Below are 19,910 nucleotides of genomic sequence, written 5' to 3' on the forward strand. Positions count from 1 at the left end.
CCTAAGACCAACCATTTTGTGCTGTAGCTGAGCGATTGCCAGCCTCCGTAATGACAGCTTCTATGCGACGATTTGCTGCATTTGCGCGAACGGAAATTTCGTTAATTCTTGGCTGATCTATTCCATAGCCTAAAGATGTGACGCGATTAGGCGCAATACCATATTGCTGGATAAGTAGCTCTGCGACTGAAAAAGCGCGCTTTTCTGATAGCTTGCGATTGTAAAGGGCAGGGCCTTCTAATGACGCATGCCCTTGAATTTCCACATGCTTAGTAGGGTGCTCCTTCAAAAACTCAGCTAATCTGGCGATTTCTTGCATATATTCAGGGCGCACTACACTGGAGTCAGCGAGAAAAGGAATACCAATTTCGACATTACTGGTATTACTGCGGTATTTTGTGCAACCTCTGTCATCGACTTCTGTAAATGCTGGGGTCGATGGGCAGTCATCTTGCTCATTTGCAATACCATCATTGTCATCATCAGCAAAGGTTGTTATGGGTGCCTGTGGTGCTGGTGTGGCAGGAATGTTCAAATAACTTGGCATCGCAGTCACACTCATATACGCGTTATCTTGCTTCTTTTTTTCTTGCAAAAACGCTTGTCGTCCCAATGTTGCTGCAACATCGTATTTAGGGCAAACATACTCAGCATTATGCGCAATTGGATCATCGGTAAGTTCACTTATTGATGGGAACTTGTCAGATTTTACATTCAATGTTTCTAGTAACTTACCCATCTCTGCAAGCATGGTTAAGATCGCAGTTTGACGGTCGTAAAGTGCCGCTGTATAGGCTCTATTTGACTGAAATGATTCGTTCTCTGCGTCAAGTACATCAAGTAAGGTGCGCTGACCAATATCAAACTGATCTTTATACGCAAATTTTACCTTATTAGAAGAATTTTTATGGTTTTCTAAAGAAGGGATTTTACTTTGCAGCACGAGTACATTGTTGTAAGCCACTTGAAGATTTTGTCTTATTTCGATACAGGTTTGATCACGTTGGTATTTCGCAACATTAACCTCTTGGTACGCTTGATCTAAGTTAGCACTATCACGACCACCACTGTAGAGATTATAGCTAATATCAATACCCACTCGTGCTTCAGATTGTGTTTCATCTAACCCCAGCTCGTTTCGGTCTTGCATACCGTAACGTGCTGATAAATCGACATTAGGATGAAAAGCGGCGCGTTGTGAGTCGGCGTTAGCTTGTTGCGCTTCTATATTATATAAAGAAGCATAAAAGTTAGGGCTGTTTTTATAAGCCAGATCCAGTGCTTGATTGATAGAAATAGGGATAGCATCGTCACTGAGTTTTGCTTTAACAACTCCTTTGGTCGGCAATTCGCCAACAATACGTAAATAGCGAGCGCTTACATCATGTAAGTTTGCATATTCGGTCATGACATTTGATTGAGCAAGTGATAAACGACCACTAATTTGTTCTAAGTCAGCGGCACGTGCCACACCGGCCCCAACACTTTGTTCAATTTGTTGGTACACCGATTGGTGTTCTTGTAGGTTGTTTTCTGCAAGTTGCACCAGTTCGGTAAATTTTTGTACATCTAAGTATGCGACACTAGCTTCAAGTGCTGTTTGCTCAGCTTGAGTAAGGAGCTCAAAGTAACGAATTAGCTGAATGCGTTCAAAGCGTCTTACCGTGTTCGAAGTTCGAAAGCCATCATAAAGCATCTGTCCTAGCGTTAATTCAGCTGTATTACGATTAAACTCCTCATCAATACCATAATTTCGCTTTTCATATCCTGCACTTGCAGATACATCTACCGTTGGTAAGTAGCCTGAGCGTGCTGCATCAATGCCATGCATCGACGCTTTAAATGCATGCCATGCTTGTTGGACTTCTGGGTTGCTTGCAATGGCTTTATCGGCGACATAATTAAGTGGCATAGATGAGGTTTGCTCTGCTTGAGCATTTAAAATACATCCGTTTGCAACAAAAAATAAAGCGATAGCACTGGTGAGTTTTCTATTAGTGAACTGTTTATTTATAGCCATATTATCCTCTTTTTTGACTAAATTTTATTCACGCTAAGTTAAGGTTTAGCTAACATTTTGAAATACTGCAACTACTACTATTGTTTAAATTTAAACTTTTATTTTGAATTTATGTCCCTGTTTTAATGGTTAAATAGTATTAAATAAGTGGCTGACCTGTACCATAGTCCAGTAACTAAGTACTGATTGTTTACTAGGCTTTACTTATATAAAAGTATTACTGGTACGTTGGGGAACAGCAAATGGATGCAAATCAGTTATTAGTTATCGATGTTCAAGGGTCTGCGGGGGTTATCCAAGCCGATGGCTCTATCAAGGCACTTGAAGTGGGTGATGTGATCACCGTGGGTGACACTGTTGTAACGGCTGAAAAGTCGACTTTAACAATAGATGTACAGGGCGAATCATTATCAATACCGGCCAGTAAAAGAATCACAATTACTCCCGATTTAGTTGCTAAAGGCAATCAAGATAGTTCTGAAAATACGGTGTTTGATGAGTCTATAGATGATGCGATTGCAAGTTTAAACCAAGCAAACTCAACGCCACCTCAGCAACAAGCAACTGGCGATATCAGCGACTTTCTACAAGCCTTAGAAGGTGATGGAGACATTCTTGAGAATTTAGAAGCAACCGCAGCGGGCGGCACTGGTGGTGCTACGTCAGGTGGTGGCACGTCCTTTGTTGAGCTTGCTCGTATTGCAGAAGGAATAGATCCCTCAGGTTTAACATTTGATGACAGCCTAAATGCAAGTAGTGATGGCATTTTTACGCCAAGGGATACCACCGATGGTGTTGTACCTAATGACGCTTTGGCAACATTAAGCGTTAATGAAATCGGCAATTCGAACAATCCTCAACCGGTTATTTCGGGTATAACAGAGAATCTTGTAGGTGAGACATTAACTGTCACAGTCACTGATGTGAATGGCAACACTCAAGTTGTTACTGTGATTGTCCAGCCTGATGGTACCTTTACGACTACACCGCTAGACCCCTTACCAGACGGACCCATTGTGATTGATGTGGATGTGATCGATCCTAACGGTAATCCACTGAATGATAATATCTTGGCAAATATAGATACAACGGGCCCTCAAGTGCAGCTCAATGCGCTTAATGACTCTGCTTCACCTAATGTTGAGATTTCGGGCACTGTTTCAGGCATTGAAGTGGGTGGAGATGTCACAATCACTGTGACTGATAGCCAAGGACGAGTACAAACCATTGTGACTCAAGTTGATGAACAGGGTAATTGGAGCATAACAGCGCAAGATCTTTCTGAAGGGCTATACAATGTTGTCGCCTCAGCAATTGACGAAGTAGGTAATGAGGGAGTTGATACTGATAGCAGCCTCATTGATTTAACGCCGCCTGATATTACGCTTATCGCGATTGCCGACACTAACGATACCACACCTACATTTGTAGGACGGGTTGATGATGTGCCAGAAGGAACTCAAGTACGTATTCAAGTGGTTGATAGTAATGGTCAGTCACAGATATTTACGGCTATTGTTGGCGCTGATGGTAGTTACACGGTAGATGCGACGGCGGGATTTCCTGAAGGTGCATTTACCGCTATCGCGACAGTGGTGGATCCTGTGGGTAATAGTGCGTCGGCCAATGCCAATGGAGAAATCGCATTTTCTCCAATTTCAATAACAATCAACTCAATTGCTGATAGCAATGACCCAACGCCATTTCTTAGCGGCCAAACCGAAGGAGTTGCGGCGGGCACAACCATCATGCTGATGATCACCGCCAGTAATGGACAAGTCATTAACTTGCTTGCAGTTACTCAAGCTGATGGTAGCTGGTCACTGCAAATGACAGAAGCGCTTCCTGAGGGGGACTTTACTATTGTAGCAACTGTTCTGGATCCTCAGGGCAATGAAGCACAGGCGACAGCGGTTGGGAATGTCGATTTAACGGTTAGCATTAACTTTATTATTGATACAAACGATACGACCCCTGTAGTGACAGGCTCAACTCAAGATGTTGATGCAGGTACAGTGGTTACCGTTACGTTCATTGGTAGTGATGGGGCTACAGAAACACTACAAGTGATTACCGATGCAAACGGGGATTGGTCAGTAGAAGCAACAACACCGCTGGTTGAAGGAACGTTCACTGTTACAGCAACAGTGACGGATGCGGTTGGTAATACGGCAACCGCGACTGAAATAGGCGAAATAGACTTAACTGATCCTATTATTTTTATAGACACATTAAATGATACTAATGACACGACGCCGACTATCTCAGGCTCCGTTTTAGATGTTCCTGCAGGAACAACAGTGACATTACTGGTCACAGACAGTGGCGGTAATGCACAAACACTCACAACAACAACGGATGCAGATGGTAATTGGCAAGTTGATGTTATAAATGATTTAGCTGAAGGGGACTACACCGTTACTGCGAGTGTTAGCGATGAGGCTGGTAATAATAGTACGGCCACAGCAACGGGTACAGTTGATTTAACACCGCCAATAATAACAATTAATACCATAGGTGATGTTAATGATTTAACGCCTACTATAGATGGCACAACACAAACCCTAGATGCCGGCACTGAAGTCACGATTACTGTGACCGATAGTAGCGGAGCGCAGCAGACTTTCATAACCACGACAAATGCTGATGGTAGTTGGTCAATAACCCTAACCGAGCCCCTTGCAGAGGGAGAGTTTACTGTTGTAGCCCAAACGCAAGATGCAGCTGGTAATACTGCGCAGGATACCGAAGTCGGTGTGATTGATTTAACTGGACCAACTATAGAAATTAATGATTTTACCCCGTCAAATGACGTAACGCCTATTATTTCTGGGGTGGTGAGTGGTGTTGATGTTGGTACGCAAGTAACAGTAACTTTAGTGGATAGTAACGGCAATCAACAAACATTAACTGCCACCGTTAATGCTGATAATAGTTGGCAAGTTGGTGCCAACCAAGCCATTGTTGAAGGGCCGTTTACAATTACGGCTACGGTAAACGATCTGGCTGGTAATCAAGCAACAGATACTGCACAAGGCATTATAGATTTAACCGCACCGATAATTACATTAGACGATCCTGGCAGTAGCGCTGATACAACTCCGACTATTTCAGGTGTCGTTGAAGGTGTTGACGAAGGCACTGCGGTGACCATTGTTGTGGTTGATGCAAATGGTAATAGTCAAGAATTAAGCGCAGTGACAAACATCAATGGTGGTTTTTCAGTTGATGCTGCTACAGAGCTTAGTGAAGGTCAGTATACCGTCACCGCAACAGTTGCAGATGCAGCTGGAAACCAAGCTTCTGCAACTGCAAATGGGTTAATTGATTCATCATTACTCACCATTACTATTGATGCAATCGGTGAAACAAATGATACCACCCCAACCATTTCAGGGACGACAATCAATGCTGCTCCAGGGAACGTAATCACGGTTGTTGTTACGCCTGCCTCGGGACCTGTGCAGAGCTTTGTGACTCAAGTCGGCCCTGATGGATCATGGAGTATTGAGGTGCCTACCGCGCTTGCTGAAGGTGAAGTTTCGATTGATGCGACTGTGACAAACTCTGTTGGAAATACGGCTAACGAAGTTATTAGCGGTATTATTGATATCACTGCGCCTGTGGTTTCTATTGATGAAATTGGTGTCACAAACGATAGTACGCCAATCATCACAGGTTCAGCAGAAGGTGCCTTAGCGGGAAGTACAGTGACAGTAACCGTGTTTGATTCTGTGAATAACAGCCAAACTTACACAACAACGCTGGATGCACAAGGTAATTGGGTTGTACAAGTTACAACACCTGTCAGCGAAGGTAATTTTTCAGTAACTGCGAGCGTGACTGATAACGCAGGTAATACAGGGCTCGATACTGAGATAGGCACATTAGATTCTACAGCACCACTAATAACAATTGATAACCTTGGCACAGTCAATGACCCTACACCAATTATCAGTGGTACAACAAATGAACCTGCTGGCAGTGTTGTACAACTGACGGTAAGTAACGGGGTTGATAGTTATGTTTTTACTGCCATTGTCAGTGGCGGTGGCACGTGGGCTGCTGAGGTACCTGAAGAATTACAAAATGGTACATTTGATATTGTAGCGTCGATTACTGATGCGCAGGGCAATGAAGCTGTAGCAACAAGTTCGTTTGTTTTAAATGCCAGTGCGCCAAGTCTTTCAATTGATACAATTAACGATACCAATGACACTACACCAACCATCAGTGGTACATCGGATGCGCCTAACGGTACCGTGGTGTCTATTATTGTCGAAGACAGTAACAGTAATTTGCAAGCCTTATCCGCCGTCGTTCAAAATGGAATTTGGGTAGCCAATGTCACATCGCCATTAAGTGAAGGGGCATTTTCTGTATCAGCTTCCGTTACTGTTAATGGTATAACTGGTGATGCAACAGCCCAAGGCCTTGTTGATATAACACCACCAACAGTCAGTATTGATGCACTGGCTGATACTACGGATATTACCCCTCTCATATCTGGACAAGCTTCAGGCTTGGCTATTGGCAGTGTTGTTACTTTACAAGTGACTGATAGCGCTGGAAATACTCAATCATTAGCGGCGGTTGTTGGTGCCAATGGTAATTGGTCTGTTGAAGTAGAGACAGGGTTAGCTGAAGGTACTTACACCGTTGAAGCCACTGTCGCAGACACGGCAGGCAATACAGCTTCAGACACTGCCACAGGCGTTGTCGACTTAACTGCACCTCTTGTCTCAGTTAATGGTCCTTTTCTAACAAATGATGATACGCCACTTGTAACTGGTACCTCTGATTTAGCGAATGCAAGTGTTGAAGTAACATTTACGGATGTGAATGGCGATAGTCATATTGTTGTCGTGCAAACGGACAGTAACGGAAACTGGAGTGCAGAGGCTTCGCAGTCACTCGCAGATGGTCGTTATAATGTTTCAGCAAGCGTAACGGATGCTGCCGGTAATACAGGTACTGATACTGATAGCGGTGTGATTGATACAATTCCTCCACAGCTTGCCTTTGAACCTACCTTATTATTAGGTCAATTGATTACTTTGAGTGGTACATCAGATTTACCGGCAGGAAGTGTGGTTACGGTTACTCAAAATTTAATTGGTGCACCAGCAGTCACAACAACCGTGACAACAGATGCTAATGGGAATTGGTCATTAACGGGGTTGAGTGTGCCTATTGTTAATTTGGCATCTATTACAGCAACCGCGTCAGATGCTGCAGGTAATGTCACAACAATTACTACAACTGACTTTGATGATACACCGCCGATTTTAACTGTCAGTGTAGATGCTTTAACTAATGATAATACTCCCCTTATTTCGGGCACCACTGATGCTGGCCAAGGCGCGCAAGTAACCGTTGTTGTTACTGACCAAGCAGGTAATAGTCAAACACTCAATGCGACTGTGAATGCAAATGGTGAATGGTCAATCAGTCCGAATGTGATACTGGCAGATGGCACATTTACTGTCAGTGCCAGTGTACAAAATAGTTTTGGTAATACCACAACAGAAACAGCCAGTGGCGTTATTGATACTGTAGCACCGAGTTTAACGCTTGATGGCGTTGGTAGTGGCAATGATGTAACACCTGTACTGAGTGGCACCAGTGACGAAATAGGTGCGACCATTAATATAGAAGTAACTGATAGCAATGGGACACAGCAAATTAGTGCAACAGTGGCAAGCGATGGCACATGGTCTGTAGAAGTGCCAAATGGTTTAGCTGAAGGAAGTTACACTGTTACTGCATCAGTCAGTGACGATGCAGGTAATACGACAACCCAAAACGCGACAGGTGATATTGATATTACCTTGCCTATAGTCACTGTGAATAATAACGGATTAGGAAACGATAGCACGCCATTATTAAGCGGCACATCTGGTGAGGCAGCAGGAACAGTTGTCAACCTTACAGTGACCGATATCAATGGTGATACGTATGATTTAACCGCAACGGTTGATGCAAATGGTGATTGGCAAGTAGAGGCGCCTTCACTCCCTGATGGTAATTACACCGTTTCAGCGAGCATAACCGATGATGCCGGCAATATTGGCACAGCATCAGGCACCGGTAATATAGACACTGTTGCCCCTGCGATTTCGATTAACAGTCTTGGTACTGTAAACACAAACACACCTACAATTAGTGGTACCTCAACAGAGCCGCAAGGCACACAAATATCTCTGATTGTGACTGATTCTAATAACGTTGATGTGTCTTTAACGGCTGTCGTTGATAGCAATGGAGATTGGTCGGTTACATCTATGGTATTAGCTGATGATGACTATACTGTTGTAGCCACAGTCGTAGATCCTGCAGGTAATACTGCCAGCGCCTCAAGTGACTTCACTGTTAACATCAGCGCGCCGAGTATGTCAGTTGATGCGATAGTCGATACGAATGATACAACCCCTACAATCACAGGTACCACTTCAGCGCCAAACGGCTCGACAGTGACCGTGGTGATTGATGATGGTACTAACCCGCCACAAACATTAACTGCGACTCTTCTTGATGGCATTTGGTCTGTGACACCACCTACAGCATTAGCAGAAGGTAATTTCACAGTGACAGCAACGGTTACTGTTGGGGGTGTTGATGGTGAGGCGTCAGCGATAGGCGTTGTTGATTTAACAGCACCTACTATCAGTATTAACAATATAGGCAGTACAAATGACGATACACCAACAATTAGTGGGGTCACTGATGCAAGTGCAGGCAGTACCGTTACATTAGAAATCACGGATTCACTTGGCGGCATCCAAACGATCACCGCGACTGTACAGGCTAATGGCACATGGTCGGTTTCGCCGAGCATAGCATTAGCAGAGGGCAGTTTTACAGTTAACGCCAGTGTATTTGATGTTGCAGGTAACGAAGGTACGGCAACTGAAACAGGCTTAATAGATACGACTGCGCCAACAATCGTGATTGATCCACTTTCTGATACAACAGACGTAACACCACTGATCAGTGGGCAAAGTAGCGGCGCTTCAGTAGGTACGCTTGTTACACTAACCATTACAGATGGTGCAGGGCAAGAGCAAATCGTTACCACGCAAATACAACCTGGCGGTATGTGGTCGGTTGAGGTAACCACACCATTGGCTGAGGGTGAATACACTGTTAATGCGACACTCGAGGATGCTGCTGGTAATCAAGGTACGGATACAGAAACAGGAAATGTAGACCTTACTGCGCCTAATATCACTATTGATGCACCTGAATTAACTAACGATAATACACCGACAGTAACCGGTACGTCTGATTTAGCAAACACGCAACTAGACGTGACCTTTTTAGATGCTAACAGTGTTAGTCATATTGTTACCGTAACCACAGATGCATCAGGTAACTGGAGTGCAGATGCAGGTCAAGCGCTTGCAGACGGTAGCTATACCGTATCAGCGACAGTTCAAGATAATGCGGGTAACACAGGCACAGCATCTGATAGTGGTGTTGTTGATACTATTGCACCTGATATTCGCATTATACCTTCGTTCCTATTAGGTAATTTAGTAGGGCTATCTGGCACATCTGATTTACCTCAAGGCAGTGTCATTACTATTACTGAGCAGTTAGTAGGCGGCTTAGTGGGCGCAACTTATACGGCTACGACTGATGCGAATGGCGATTGGGAGGTTGCAAATATCACTGTACCGCTACTTAACTTAGCTTACGTAACGGCCACTGCCACGGATGAAGCAGGGAACACCGCCACTGTGAGTACATTAAATTTTGATAATGTTGCTCCTGTATTAACACTTAATGTTGATTCTTTAACTAATGACACGACGCCGACTATCTCAGGAACAACTGATATGGGAGAAGGTACTGTTATTAACATTACCGTCACTGATAGTGCAGGTGGATCGCAAAGCTTTACAGCGACAGTGTTAAATGACCAGACATGGTCTGTTGATGTCCCTTCAGCGCTTGCAGAAGGTGGCTTCACGGTAACAGCGTCGGTTAGCGATGAAGTAGGTAATTTAACCACGGAGCAGGCTTCGGGTGTGCTAGACAGTGTAACCCCAAGCCTAGTTATTAACGATATTGGCGCTACTTCAGATGTTCGACCAACGATTTCAGGCAGTAGTAATGAAATTGGCGGTACGGTCGTTGTCGAAGTAGCAGGGCAAACAATTACAACGACAGTGGCAAGTGATGGAACGTGGCAGTTTGTTGTTCCCCTTGATATTAGCGATGGCAGCTACACCATTACTGCCACAATTACGGATGATGCTAATAATACGCAAACAGTAACAACCCCCATTACTGTCGATACGGTCGATCCTGTTGTCACACTGGATTCGCTTGTATTAGGTAATTCAAGTACGCCAGTTATTTCTGGAACATCGACAGAACCACAAGGTACGCTTGTCGATATTAGCGTTACTGATAGTAATGGCGATACTCAAACATTGACGGCAACAGTACAAATCGATGGTACTTGGCAAGTAACGCCTAGTGATTTGCCTGATGGTAACTATAGTGTGACTGCCAGTATTACCGACTCTGCGGGCAATTCAGGTAGTGCCTCAGATACCGGTGCAATTGACACCTTCGCGCCAATCCTTGTCATTAATGGTCTTGGCACGATAAACGACACTACACCAACCATTAGTGGGACAACGAGTGAACCACAGGGTAGTACGGTGAATATAACTGTTGAAAATGACGGCAATACTTATCCACTTACTGCAACAGTGCAAGCAGATGGTAGTTGGTCTGTCGATGTATCACCTGCTTTAACAGATGGGGCAGTCAGTATTACTGCAAGCATTACTGATGCAGCTAGTAATACGACAACGGCCACTGAAACAGCGACTCTTGATAGTAATGCACCTACTATCGCTGTTGACGCACTAACAGTGACGAACAATACAACACCGACTATTTCTGGCACCAGTGATGCCACAGACACCACGCAGGTGACTGTGAATGTAGAAGATGCACTTGGCAACATTCAGACCGTCTTTGCCACCGTAACAGGGGGTGTATGGAGTGTGCAATTATCGACACCATTAAGCGAAGGTAGTTTTAGTATTACAGCGAGTGTGACCGAAGGCGGGTTAACAGGCACTGCCACACGCAGTGGTGAAATCGACCTAACGGCACCTCTATTTAGTGTTAATACGCCAGATGTAACAAATGATACAACTCCTACGATCAGTGGCACCAGCGATGCTCCGCAAGGTACCTTGGTATCAATAACCGTAACAGATGCGCTCAATAATGAAGTCACAGCGAGTGCAATTGTTGGTGCAAGTGGTAATTGGTCTGTTGCACTTGCTTCCCCCCTTGCTGAGGGAGCTTATACAATTGATGCAAGTATTACAGACGCTGCGGGTAATACAGCAACAGATTCGGCATCGGGTAGCATAGACATAACACCTGCAGATGTCACGATTGATCCAATCGCTGTGACAAGTGATTTAACACCAAGCGTGACAGGTAGTGCAACAGGGGCTGCTGCGGGGAGTTTGGTTATTGTCACATTTGTCGATGCTGTGGGAGTAAGTCACAGTGTTGAAACAACATTAGATGCAAACCTTGAATGGCAGGTTGAGGCAACACAAAACCTTGCTGAAGGGGCATACACAGTAACAGCTGTTGTGAGAGACAGTGCTGGTAACGATGGTTCTATCTCAACAACGGCGGTGATTGATACGATTGCACCTATTATCAGTATCAACGCGAGTAGTTTGATACTCACAAATGATTCAACACCCACAGTGAATGGTACGTCTGATCTCGCTAACAGTAATATTATTGTTACTTTCACCGCAGCTGGTGGCGTTACGCACAGTGTGGCAGCTGTGACAGATGTGAACGGCGACTGGCAAGCAACAGCGACTCAAGCACTTGCTGATGGCGCTTATTCTGTTGCTGTAAGTATCACTGATGAAGCTGGAAATACTGGAACAGACAGTAAAACTGGCGGAGAAGTTGATACGGTTGCACCAGAGCTATCTATCACGCCATCCTTTTTATTAGGTAACCTTGTGTCGCTTTCTGGCACCTCTGATTTACCTGAGGGCAGTGTTATCTCAATTACTAATCACTTAGTTGGAGGAGGCGTCAGCGCACCCTATACAGCCACGGTTGATGCAAATGGGGATTGGCAAGTCCTCAACTTATCAGTCTCGTTACTGACGCTTGCGTATGTTGAGGCATCTGCAACCGATGCCGCAGGCAATACCACAACCATATCTAGCATTGACTACAGTAACGACCCAAGTTTAGATGCGTTTAATGTAACTAATTATAATCCAGGCGTTTTAGGACTTCTTCTCCCATCAGCTTCAGGGGAGGCAGAACCAGGCACAGAAGTTTATGCTATTGGTTCTAATTTACTTGGGCTTAATTTACTAAATATTGTTGATTTATCTTTACTTAATTCAGCGCAAACAGTAACCGCAGATAGTAATGGTGATTGGTTTATTAGCTTGTCAGTATTAGACTTAGGTAATGAATATTACTTTGCAATCGTTGACCCTGTAACAGGTGACTTCATTGTTAAAAATACTGAAAATGATTTAGTGGGCACTGGGGTGCTCGATACTGAGCCTGATGATGGTCTTATTGGCTTAGGCAGTGAACCTTTGTTAGCTGATTTTGATGAGAGTGAAGAGCAAATGGCACAAGGAACTGAGCCTCAACCACTTGGCGAAAGTATTGATTTGAGTCTGGTTATGACTGACACAAGCACAGATTCTACTATTGCTGAGGGGGCGACACCACTTGAACTGAGTATTGATGATGTACTCACCGATAGTGAGCAAACGGATGTACTTGCTCTTGATACTGAGAGCGAAAGTCAAAGTTTGGCATTTAATGGTGAGCCCGAAGTGACATCAGATGCAGCAAATGATATTCAAAATGACTCTGAGGAGTTAATTAAGAAACTCATCGAAGGAGGCAATAACTCTATCGATATTTAGAACGAGTTACTAAATACAAATAAAGCGCGATGAATCGCGCTTTATTTTTTACCCCAGCCAGCTGATTTTAGTAGATATAGCGTTAGGTTTTGCATAGGAAACTCACGAGCAAATCTTACTTTGTAGTCGCGACTTTACGTCGCGTTATTAATAAACAATAACTAAAGTTAGTCAGGTTTACAGAGCTATCTGTTAGGCAAATAGCAAAGTGGTTTCTCAGAGGGGCTATCAATTTGTGGGACTATTCGTAATAAAGGAGAGATAACCTAAACGCATTACGCTTTTAGGTTATGTACAATTTTATTCTCGCCCTGAATAACACTGCCACCTTGGTCATAGGTCATAGACGATGGTGCTCCAATTAAGATATCTTTTAATTGTTTTACACTTAGTTGGGCTTGATGTGCGGCATGTGCATTGACATCGTTTTTCTTTTTACAATTTGTAAGCAGCTCATTCACCTGCGTGATAAGCGAAGAAACGTCTTCATCTTGAGCATCATTTTTACTCACAAGCACCTGAACTTCTTTATCAAGCGTTTGAATTTTTTGTAATAAGGAGATTTTTTGTTGGGCAATCTCTTTTAAACCTTCACCTCGTTTTGAGGCAATGGCTGTTAGCTCATCATCTAAAAGCGCAGCAATAGACTCTAAACAAGAGACTTGCTGTGTTAATTTGCTGGCAATTAAATGATTATGATCAGCCATAGACGTCAAACTCGAATGCTGCGATGTTCTTTGCTAGTTTATCAGTATCAATTTGATACTTTCCTTCGCTGATTGCTTTTTTCAACTCAGCGACTTTTGCACTGTCAAAACCAGATGACTGCTCAGCCTTTTCTTGCAAAGATTTTAATTGCTTTGCTTGCGGCGTTAAACTCACTGAATCTGCACTGGCTTTAGGCGCAGCTGATTTAGCCGTTTGCGTGTTAAGGTTATCTTTTTGTAAATCAAGCTGTTTTTGCTTGGTATTCGTCAACACAGATGTTTGCTGACTATTATTATTGACGTTGCTTACCATTATTTTGACCTATACATTACCCAACATATGCCTTTGTATCGGCAGGCACACAAGATACTTTAACATAAATATTAAAAATTAAATATTCACCTGTACAGACTCGACACCATCCACGCGTGCATTTAATACTTTACCTGATTTTTTGTTTTTTACACGTACTAATTCATCAAGCGTACCATCTTCTAAAGCAACACCTGTTGTTTTGATTCTAAGCCCACGTATCGCTGCAATGATGGTTACATTATCCCCTTTGCACACCATACAAATATGGCTCATGACAATCGGAAGACCACTGCGGATATTACGTTTGCTCCGACTTCCTATTAGCACTGACTCATCTTGAATATATTGCGTACGAACAAATTGTTTAGGCTTCATCTCAAGGCGTAAATGTTCAGCTTTAATGACCTCTCCACGAGTTAAATTGGTTGTTACTACCACCACAGGCTCAAGTTCAATAATTCTGACATGTACATATTGCGTCCAACTATTTAAGTCTTCGCATTTAAGTTGTACGGTTACCTGCCGATTAAAAGGAGGTTCAGTCGGAACGGTTTTACTCAGCGGTAACTGACAAGGCCTATCTGGAATTCGGCTATCAAGAGGCAGCGCGCTGACTTGTGGTGTTGAATCCAGATCAGTAATTTGTTCGCTGATAAAATCGATAGCGATTTGTTGAAGTTGCTGGTGATTATAGACTTCAGCTTGAAGTTGCGTACTAAGCAACAGGCTAGCAAGAAAATAAAAAACACTGTATCTTCGGCTTTTTTTTAACAAACTCATCATGTTTCGACTATGCTTATGGTTGAAAACAAGGTATAAATATTTTGCGTCAAAAAACAGACGCTTTGTAACCTTATGTAGCTTTAACACAAAGAAAGCAATTATTGTTCCGACTCTGGTTGTTTATCTTTAGGAGATTGAAATGGCAGGCATTTTAGACTCAGTTAACCAGCGTACTCAGTTGGTTGGGCAAAACCGCCTTGAATTACTATTATTCAAACTCAGAGGGCGTCAACGCTTTGGTATTAACGTGTTTAAAGTAAGAGAGGTTTTACAATGCCCACCGCTTACAAACATGCCAAAATCAAACGCCTATATCCGTGGTGTGGCCCATATTCGAGGTCAAACTATCTCAGTTATCGATTTATCTATGGCTGTTGGTGGCCCTGCAATCGAGAATTTAAAGGATAGTTTTATTATCATTGCGGAATACAACCGCTCAGTTCAAGGCTTTTTAGTCGGTGGTGTTGAACGTATTGTAAATATGAACTGGGAAAAAATTATGCCTCCGCCATCGGGCGCTGGCCGTTATTCGTATTTGACAGCCGTCACCGAAATAGAGAACGAGCTGGTAGAGATCCTTGACGTTGAAAAGATTCTTAACGAGATCTGCCCTGTTAATACTGAGGTCAGTGCTGAGGTCGTGGGCGAGGGCGAAATTCAAAAAGACTTAGGTGAACGCATCGTCTTTATTGCTGATGATTCTGCGGTGGCAAGAAATCAAGTTAAGCGTGCACTTGAGCCACTAGGTGTGCAAACCGAGCTTGCTAAAAATGGTAAAGAAGCATTACTGAGGCTACGTGAAATTGCTGAACTTGATTGTCAAAACAATATCACCGAACGCGTTGGTTTGCTGATATCTGATGTTGAAATGCCAGAAATGGATGGCTATACCCTAACAGCAGAAATAAAAGCCGATCCAAAATTATCGCCGCTACATGTAATTTTACACACATCACTGAGTGGTGTATTTAATCAAGCAATGATTGAAAAAGTGGGTGCGGATGATTTTATTGCAAAGTTTAACCCTGATGAATTAGCGACAGCTGTTAAAAAATGGGTTCACTGTGATTAATAATTTATAGGTGGTATTACTTTGGAAAATAAGCACTTACAACAAAGCGAATACGATCAATTTCGCTCTTTTTTAGAGCAACAATGTGGGATTGTGTTAGGTGATAACAAACTTTATTTAGTTAAAAGTCGCCTCGCACCATTGATGGCTCGCTTTAGTGTGGAATCGTTATCACAGCTTGTGAGCAAAACGCTAAGTCCTCATGAGAGGCAGTTACGTGCCGCAGTTGTTGATGCGATGACGACAAACGAAACGCTTTGGTTCCGTGACCAATACCCCTTTGAGTTACTTAAAACTAAATTGTTTCCTGAATTTAAAGACTTGCATAGACCGGTGAAAATCTGGTCTGCGGCAAGTTCTTCTGGTCAGGAACCATACTCAATAGCCATGTCGGTTGCCGAGTTTCAATCTAAGCAGCCAGGTGTTTTAAAAATGGGTGCGCAGATTATTGGTACTGATATTTCAAATACCATGCTTGATATGTGTAAGAATGCAGAGTACGACTCACTTGCACTCGCTCGAGGCTTATCTATGGAAAGGCGGCAAAAGTTCTTTAAGGATAGTGGCAATGGTATGGCACAGGTGGTTGATCCAATTAGAAAAATGGTCAGTTTTAGGCATCTCAACTTATTAGATTCTTATGCCTTGATGGGCAAGTTTGATATCATTTTTTGCCGCAATGTACTGATTTACTTTTCACCAGAGGTTAAGGCAAAAATTATTGCGCAATTTGCTCAGGCACTTAACCCTAAAGGCTATTTATTTTTAGGCGCATCTGAGTCAATGGCGGGCTTAAGTGATAGCTTTGATATGGTACGTTGTAATCCAGGTATCATCTACCAGAAGAAATAATTCCCTTCTAGCAACCTAACTATTAGGTTGCTACATCTTATTTATTTTCAATTAGTTATAACCTTATTGATAGGCTCTTTATTTTTGGCTTGTCTTTTGCATTGTCCAATGCAGAGTCAAATTTTTGGAGATGGTTATGGCTATCAGTTTTGATAAAGCATTCGGTGTTCACCCCCATGCAATGTTGATCCGTTCACAACGTGCTGAGTTATTAGCGACTAATATCGCTAATGCTGATACGCCGGGCTACAAGGCAAAAGATGTGGATTTTGCATCTGCATTAAAAGCGGCAAAAAGCAACCAACAAAGCGGCAACACTATGGTACGTACAAACGAGAAACACCTTGCGGGTGGTAGTCGTTTTGTTGGTAACTCAGAAATGTTTCGCACGCCAAATCAAGCAGATACAGGTGATGGTAACTCTGTTGATATACAAGTGGAACGAAACTTGTATGTACAAAACTCATTAGAGTATCAGGCAAGCCTGCAATTTATGAGTAGTAAAATTAAAGGCCTTAAAAAAGCCCTCGGTAGTCAAGGAGCTTAATCATGAGTTTATATAATGTTTTTGATATTTCAGGTACGGGTATGAGTGCACAAAATGTGCGTTTAAATACCACGGCGAGTAATATCTCAAATGCAAATACGATTAGCTCTAGTCAAAATGAGACTTACCGAGCGCGTCACCCTGTGTTTGCCGCTGAGCTTACAAAAGCGTCAGCATCACAAAGCAATCCTCAGGGCTCTTCTGTTGGCGTTAAAGTACTGGGTATTGTAGAGAGCGACAAACCTCTGCAAATTGAATATAACCCGAATCATCCAAGTGCAGATGAAAACGGTTATATCTACAAGCCTAATGTTAACGTCGTAGAAGAAATGGCTAATATGATTTCTGCCTCTCGCTCTTATCAAACAAATGTGCAAGTTGCTGATGCAGCAAAGCAAATGTTAAGTAAAACACTGTTGCTTGGGCAGCGGTAACCGAGGATAAGTTATGAGTAACGACATCAGCAGTGCGTCATCCACGTATTTAGATAACTTACGTTGGCAAGACAATCAAACGAAAACAGAAGAGAAAGATGACACTTTAACACAAGAAGATTTCTTCTCGTTGTTAACTCAACAGTTATCGTTTCAAGACCCGAGTAAGCCCGCTGACAATGATCAAATGATTGCTCAGATGACAAACTTTACTATGGCAGAAGGTATTTCAAATCTTAATAGTAAATTTGAATCCCTTACGGCTTCAATGACATCTAACTCGGCGCTACAAGCATCTACTTTAGTAGGTAAGCAAGCGTTGCTTGAGTCAGATATGTTGGATTTAAACGAAACGGGTGTATCTAAAGGGTCTGTTGTTGCAGAAAGTCCGGTAGATGAGTTAACACTGCGTATTGAAGATGAATCAGGACAACTAGTAAGAACTATTGAGCTAGGGGCGCAATCTGCTGGTGCAATTCGTTTTGAGTGGGATGGCGAAAATGAAGATGGCGAACGTTTGCCACCTGGCGAGTACAAAATCAAAGCCGAGGGTAACGTTAATGGTGACTACACCAGCTTACCGATTGCGACTTTCAAGAATATTGAGAGTGTGAACATTAATGGTTCGAACGGCATCATCATAAATACAAAAGAAGGCGCGGTTAGGCTAACTGATGTAGCAGAAATCGCTTAATTATACAGATTAATTAGTTAGCCAAGTGCTACAGATTGACACTTTAGAGGTGACTTATGAGCTTCAATATTGCATTAACCGGAATTGCTGCCGCGCAAAAAGATTTAGATGTAACAGCAAATAATATAGCCAACGTTAATACGACAGGCTTTAAAGAATCACGAGCTGAATTTGCAGATGTATATGCATCTTCAGTGTTTAGCTCTGGTCGAACTAAAAATGGTGATGGTGTGCAAACAACCATGGTGGCTCAACAGTTCCATCAGGGGTCACTACAGTTTACCAATAACTCGCTTGATTTAGCTATCACAGGTGAAGGTTACTTCGCGATGAGCCAAGAGCTAGGTGCTCAAGACTTTACTTATACGCGCGCTGGTGCATTTAAGTTAAATAAAGATAACTTTGTCGTTGATGCTAAAGGAAACTACTTACAAGGCTTTCCAGTCGATCCTGCTACAGGTGACACAACGTCAGTGAGCTTAAGTACCTCTTCTGCTATTCAAATTCCAGACTCATCAGGCTCGCCGCGTTCAACCAATAACGTGTATTCATCGTTCAATCTTGATTCACGTTCTACTACGCCAACAGTCACGCCTTTTGACCCTGAAACTAGTGCGTCGTATAACAGTTCGACATCGACAACGATATATGACTCATTGGGTGAGCCGCACGTTTTACAGCTTTACTTTGTAAAAACAGATGCGACCGTAACGGGTAATGACAATGAGTGGCAAGTGTATGCTACGCTCGATGAAAAACCATTTAGCCCAGCAGGTGTTGAAGAAACAGCTGCGCCTTACACGCCATTATCAACATTTCAGTTTGATTCAAGTGGTTTACCATTAAATACAAATGGTGCGCCAAATACAGATGCTACCTTCAACCCACTTTCTATCCCAAATGGTGCGGGTGCAGGGGTTGGTTTATCTGACTTATTATCAAATGGTGCGAGTTTCCCTGAAGACGTTAATATTAACTGGCGTGATGAAGCAGGTACTACAAATAAAATACCAACCCAGTATGCCAGCCGCTTTGAAGTTAAAGCACTTGAACAAGATGGCGCAACAGTGGGCCGCTTAGCAGGTATTGATATTGGCACAGATGGTAAGGTTGTTGCTTCGTACAGTAATGGTGATACCTCATTCCTAGGGCAAGTTGCCATGGTTCGTTTTTCTAATTCACAAGGCTTACAACAAGTGGGTGATACATCGTGGAAGAAAAGCCTAACCTCAGGTGAGCCTATTGCTGGGGAGCCAGGCTCAGGTACGCTTGGTACTGTGAATTCTTCTGCTCTTGAGCAGTCAAATGTGAACTTAACAACTGAGTTAGTTGATTTGATTAGTGCACAGCGTAACTTCCAAGCAAACTCGCGTGCGCTTGAAGTGAACTCTACGCTGCAACAAAATATCTTACAGATCCGTTAATAATAGCGGATCTTCAACTTAATCCGACACAAGGGCTGCTCTTTAACAGGCAGCCTTTTTCATTTTAGTCATATAGACCACACCTGCTACAACACAG

The 19,910-nt window shown here is 43.0% G+C and carries 11 protein-coding genes; 7 read left to right on the forward strand and 4 right to left on the reverse strand.

All coding sequences use genetic code 11. The features are described from left to right. Position 1 precedes the first annotated feature (1 nt). Complete coding sequence (locus tag NYF15_RS12505) at positions 2-2,020, reverse strand: TolC family outer membrane protein (protein ID WP_237118123.1); 2,019 nt, start codon at positions 2,018-2,020, stop codon at positions 2-4. Positions 2,021-2,262: 242 nt separating this feature from the next. Between NYF15_RS12505 and NYF15_RS12510 the strand changes: the two genes are divergently transcribed. Continuing rightward, positions 2,263-12,984 (forward strand): Ig-like domain-containing protein, encoded by a 10,722-nt coding sequence (locus NYF15_RS12510; protein WP_371353749.1) that lies wholly within the window; start codon positions 2,263-2,265, stop codon positions 12,982-12,984. A gap of 275 nt (positions 12,985-13,259) precedes the next feature. Here the strand turns inward: NYF15_RS12510 and flgN are convergent, their stop codons facing one another. The 3 genes from flgN to flgA form a co-directional block, all read right to left on the reverse strand. After that, positions 13,260-13,691 carry a flagellar protein FlgN gene (gene flgN / locus NYF15_RS12515; RefSeq protein ID WP_130150455.1) on the reverse strand — a complete coding sequence of 144 codons (432 nt, stop codon included), beginning with the start codon at positions 13,689-13,691 and terminating at the stop codon, positions 13,260-13,262. Further along, on the reverse strand, positions 13,684-14,004 hold the full coding sequence (gene flgM, locus NYF15_RS12520) for a flagellar biosynthesis anti-sigma factor FlgM (protein ID WP_130150456.1): 321 nt from the start codon (positions 14,002-14,004) through the stop codon (positions 13,684-13,686). The genes flgN and flgM overlap by 8 nt, the downstream gene beginning before the upstream one ends. Positions 14,005-14,082: 78 nt before the next feature. Further along, positions 14,083-14,787, reverse strand: coding sequence for a flagellar basal body P-ring formation chaperone FlgA (flgA, locus tag NYF15_RS12525; protein WP_130150575.1), 705 nt, complete (start codon positions 14,785-14,787; stop codon positions 14,083-14,085). 142 nt (positions 14,788-14,929) lie between these two features. Here flgA and NYF15_RS12530 point away from each other — a divergent pair, with 142 nt between their 5' ends. The 6 genes from NYF15_RS12530 (at position 14,930) to flgE (ending at position 19,813) form a co-directional block, all read left to right on the forward strand. Beyond that, positions 14,930-15,862 carry a chemotaxis protein gene (locus NYF15_RS12530; RefSeq protein ID WP_130150457.1) on the forward strand — a complete coding sequence of 311 codons (933 nt, stop codon included), beginning with the start codon at positions 14,930-14,932 and terminating at the stop codon, positions 15,860-15,862. 21 nt (positions 15,863-15,883) lie between these two features. Further along, on the forward strand, positions 15,884-16,714 hold the full coding sequence (locus tag NYF15_RS12535; protein WP_130150458.1) for a protein-glutamate O-methyltransferase CheR: 831 nt from the start codon (positions 15,884-15,886) through the stop codon (positions 16,712-16,714). Between the two features lie 136 nt (positions 16,715-16,850). Continuing rightward, complete coding sequence (gene flgB / locus NYF15_RS12540) at positions 16,851-17,261, forward strand: flagellar basal body rod protein FlgB (protein ID WP_062569702.1); 411 nt, start codon at positions 16,851-16,853, stop codon at positions 17,259-17,261. 2 nt (positions 17,262-17,263) lie between these two features. Further along, positions 17,264-17,695, forward strand: a complete 432-nt coding sequence (gene flgC / locus NYF15_RS12545; protein ID WP_062569703.1) for a flagellar basal body rod protein FlgC — start codon at positions 17,264-17,266, stop codon at positions 17,693-17,695. A 13-nt stretch (positions 17,696-17,708) separates the two neighbouring features. Beyond that, positions 17,709-18,389 carry a flagellar hook assembly protein FlgD gene (locus NYF15_RS12550; RefSeq protein WP_371353750.1) on the forward strand — a complete coding sequence of 227 codons (681 nt, stop codon included), beginning with the start codon at positions 17,709-17,711 and terminating at the stop codon, positions 18,387-18,389. Between the two features lie 56 nt (positions 18,390-18,445). Further along, positions 18,446-19,813 (forward strand): flagellar hook protein FlgE, encoded by a 1,368-nt coding sequence (flgE, locus tag NYF15_RS12555; RefSeq protein ID WP_371353751.1) that lies wholly within the window; start codon positions 18,446-18,448, stop codon positions 19,811-19,813. Positions 19,814-19,910 lie beyond the last annotated feature (97 nt).

This window comes from Pseudoalteromonas sp. 68 DY56-GL68, from assembly GCF_041414825.1.
In the GTDB taxonomy this organism is placed as follows: Bacteria; Pseudomonadota; Gammaproteobacteria; order Enterobacterales; family Alteromonadaceae; genus Pseudoalteromonas.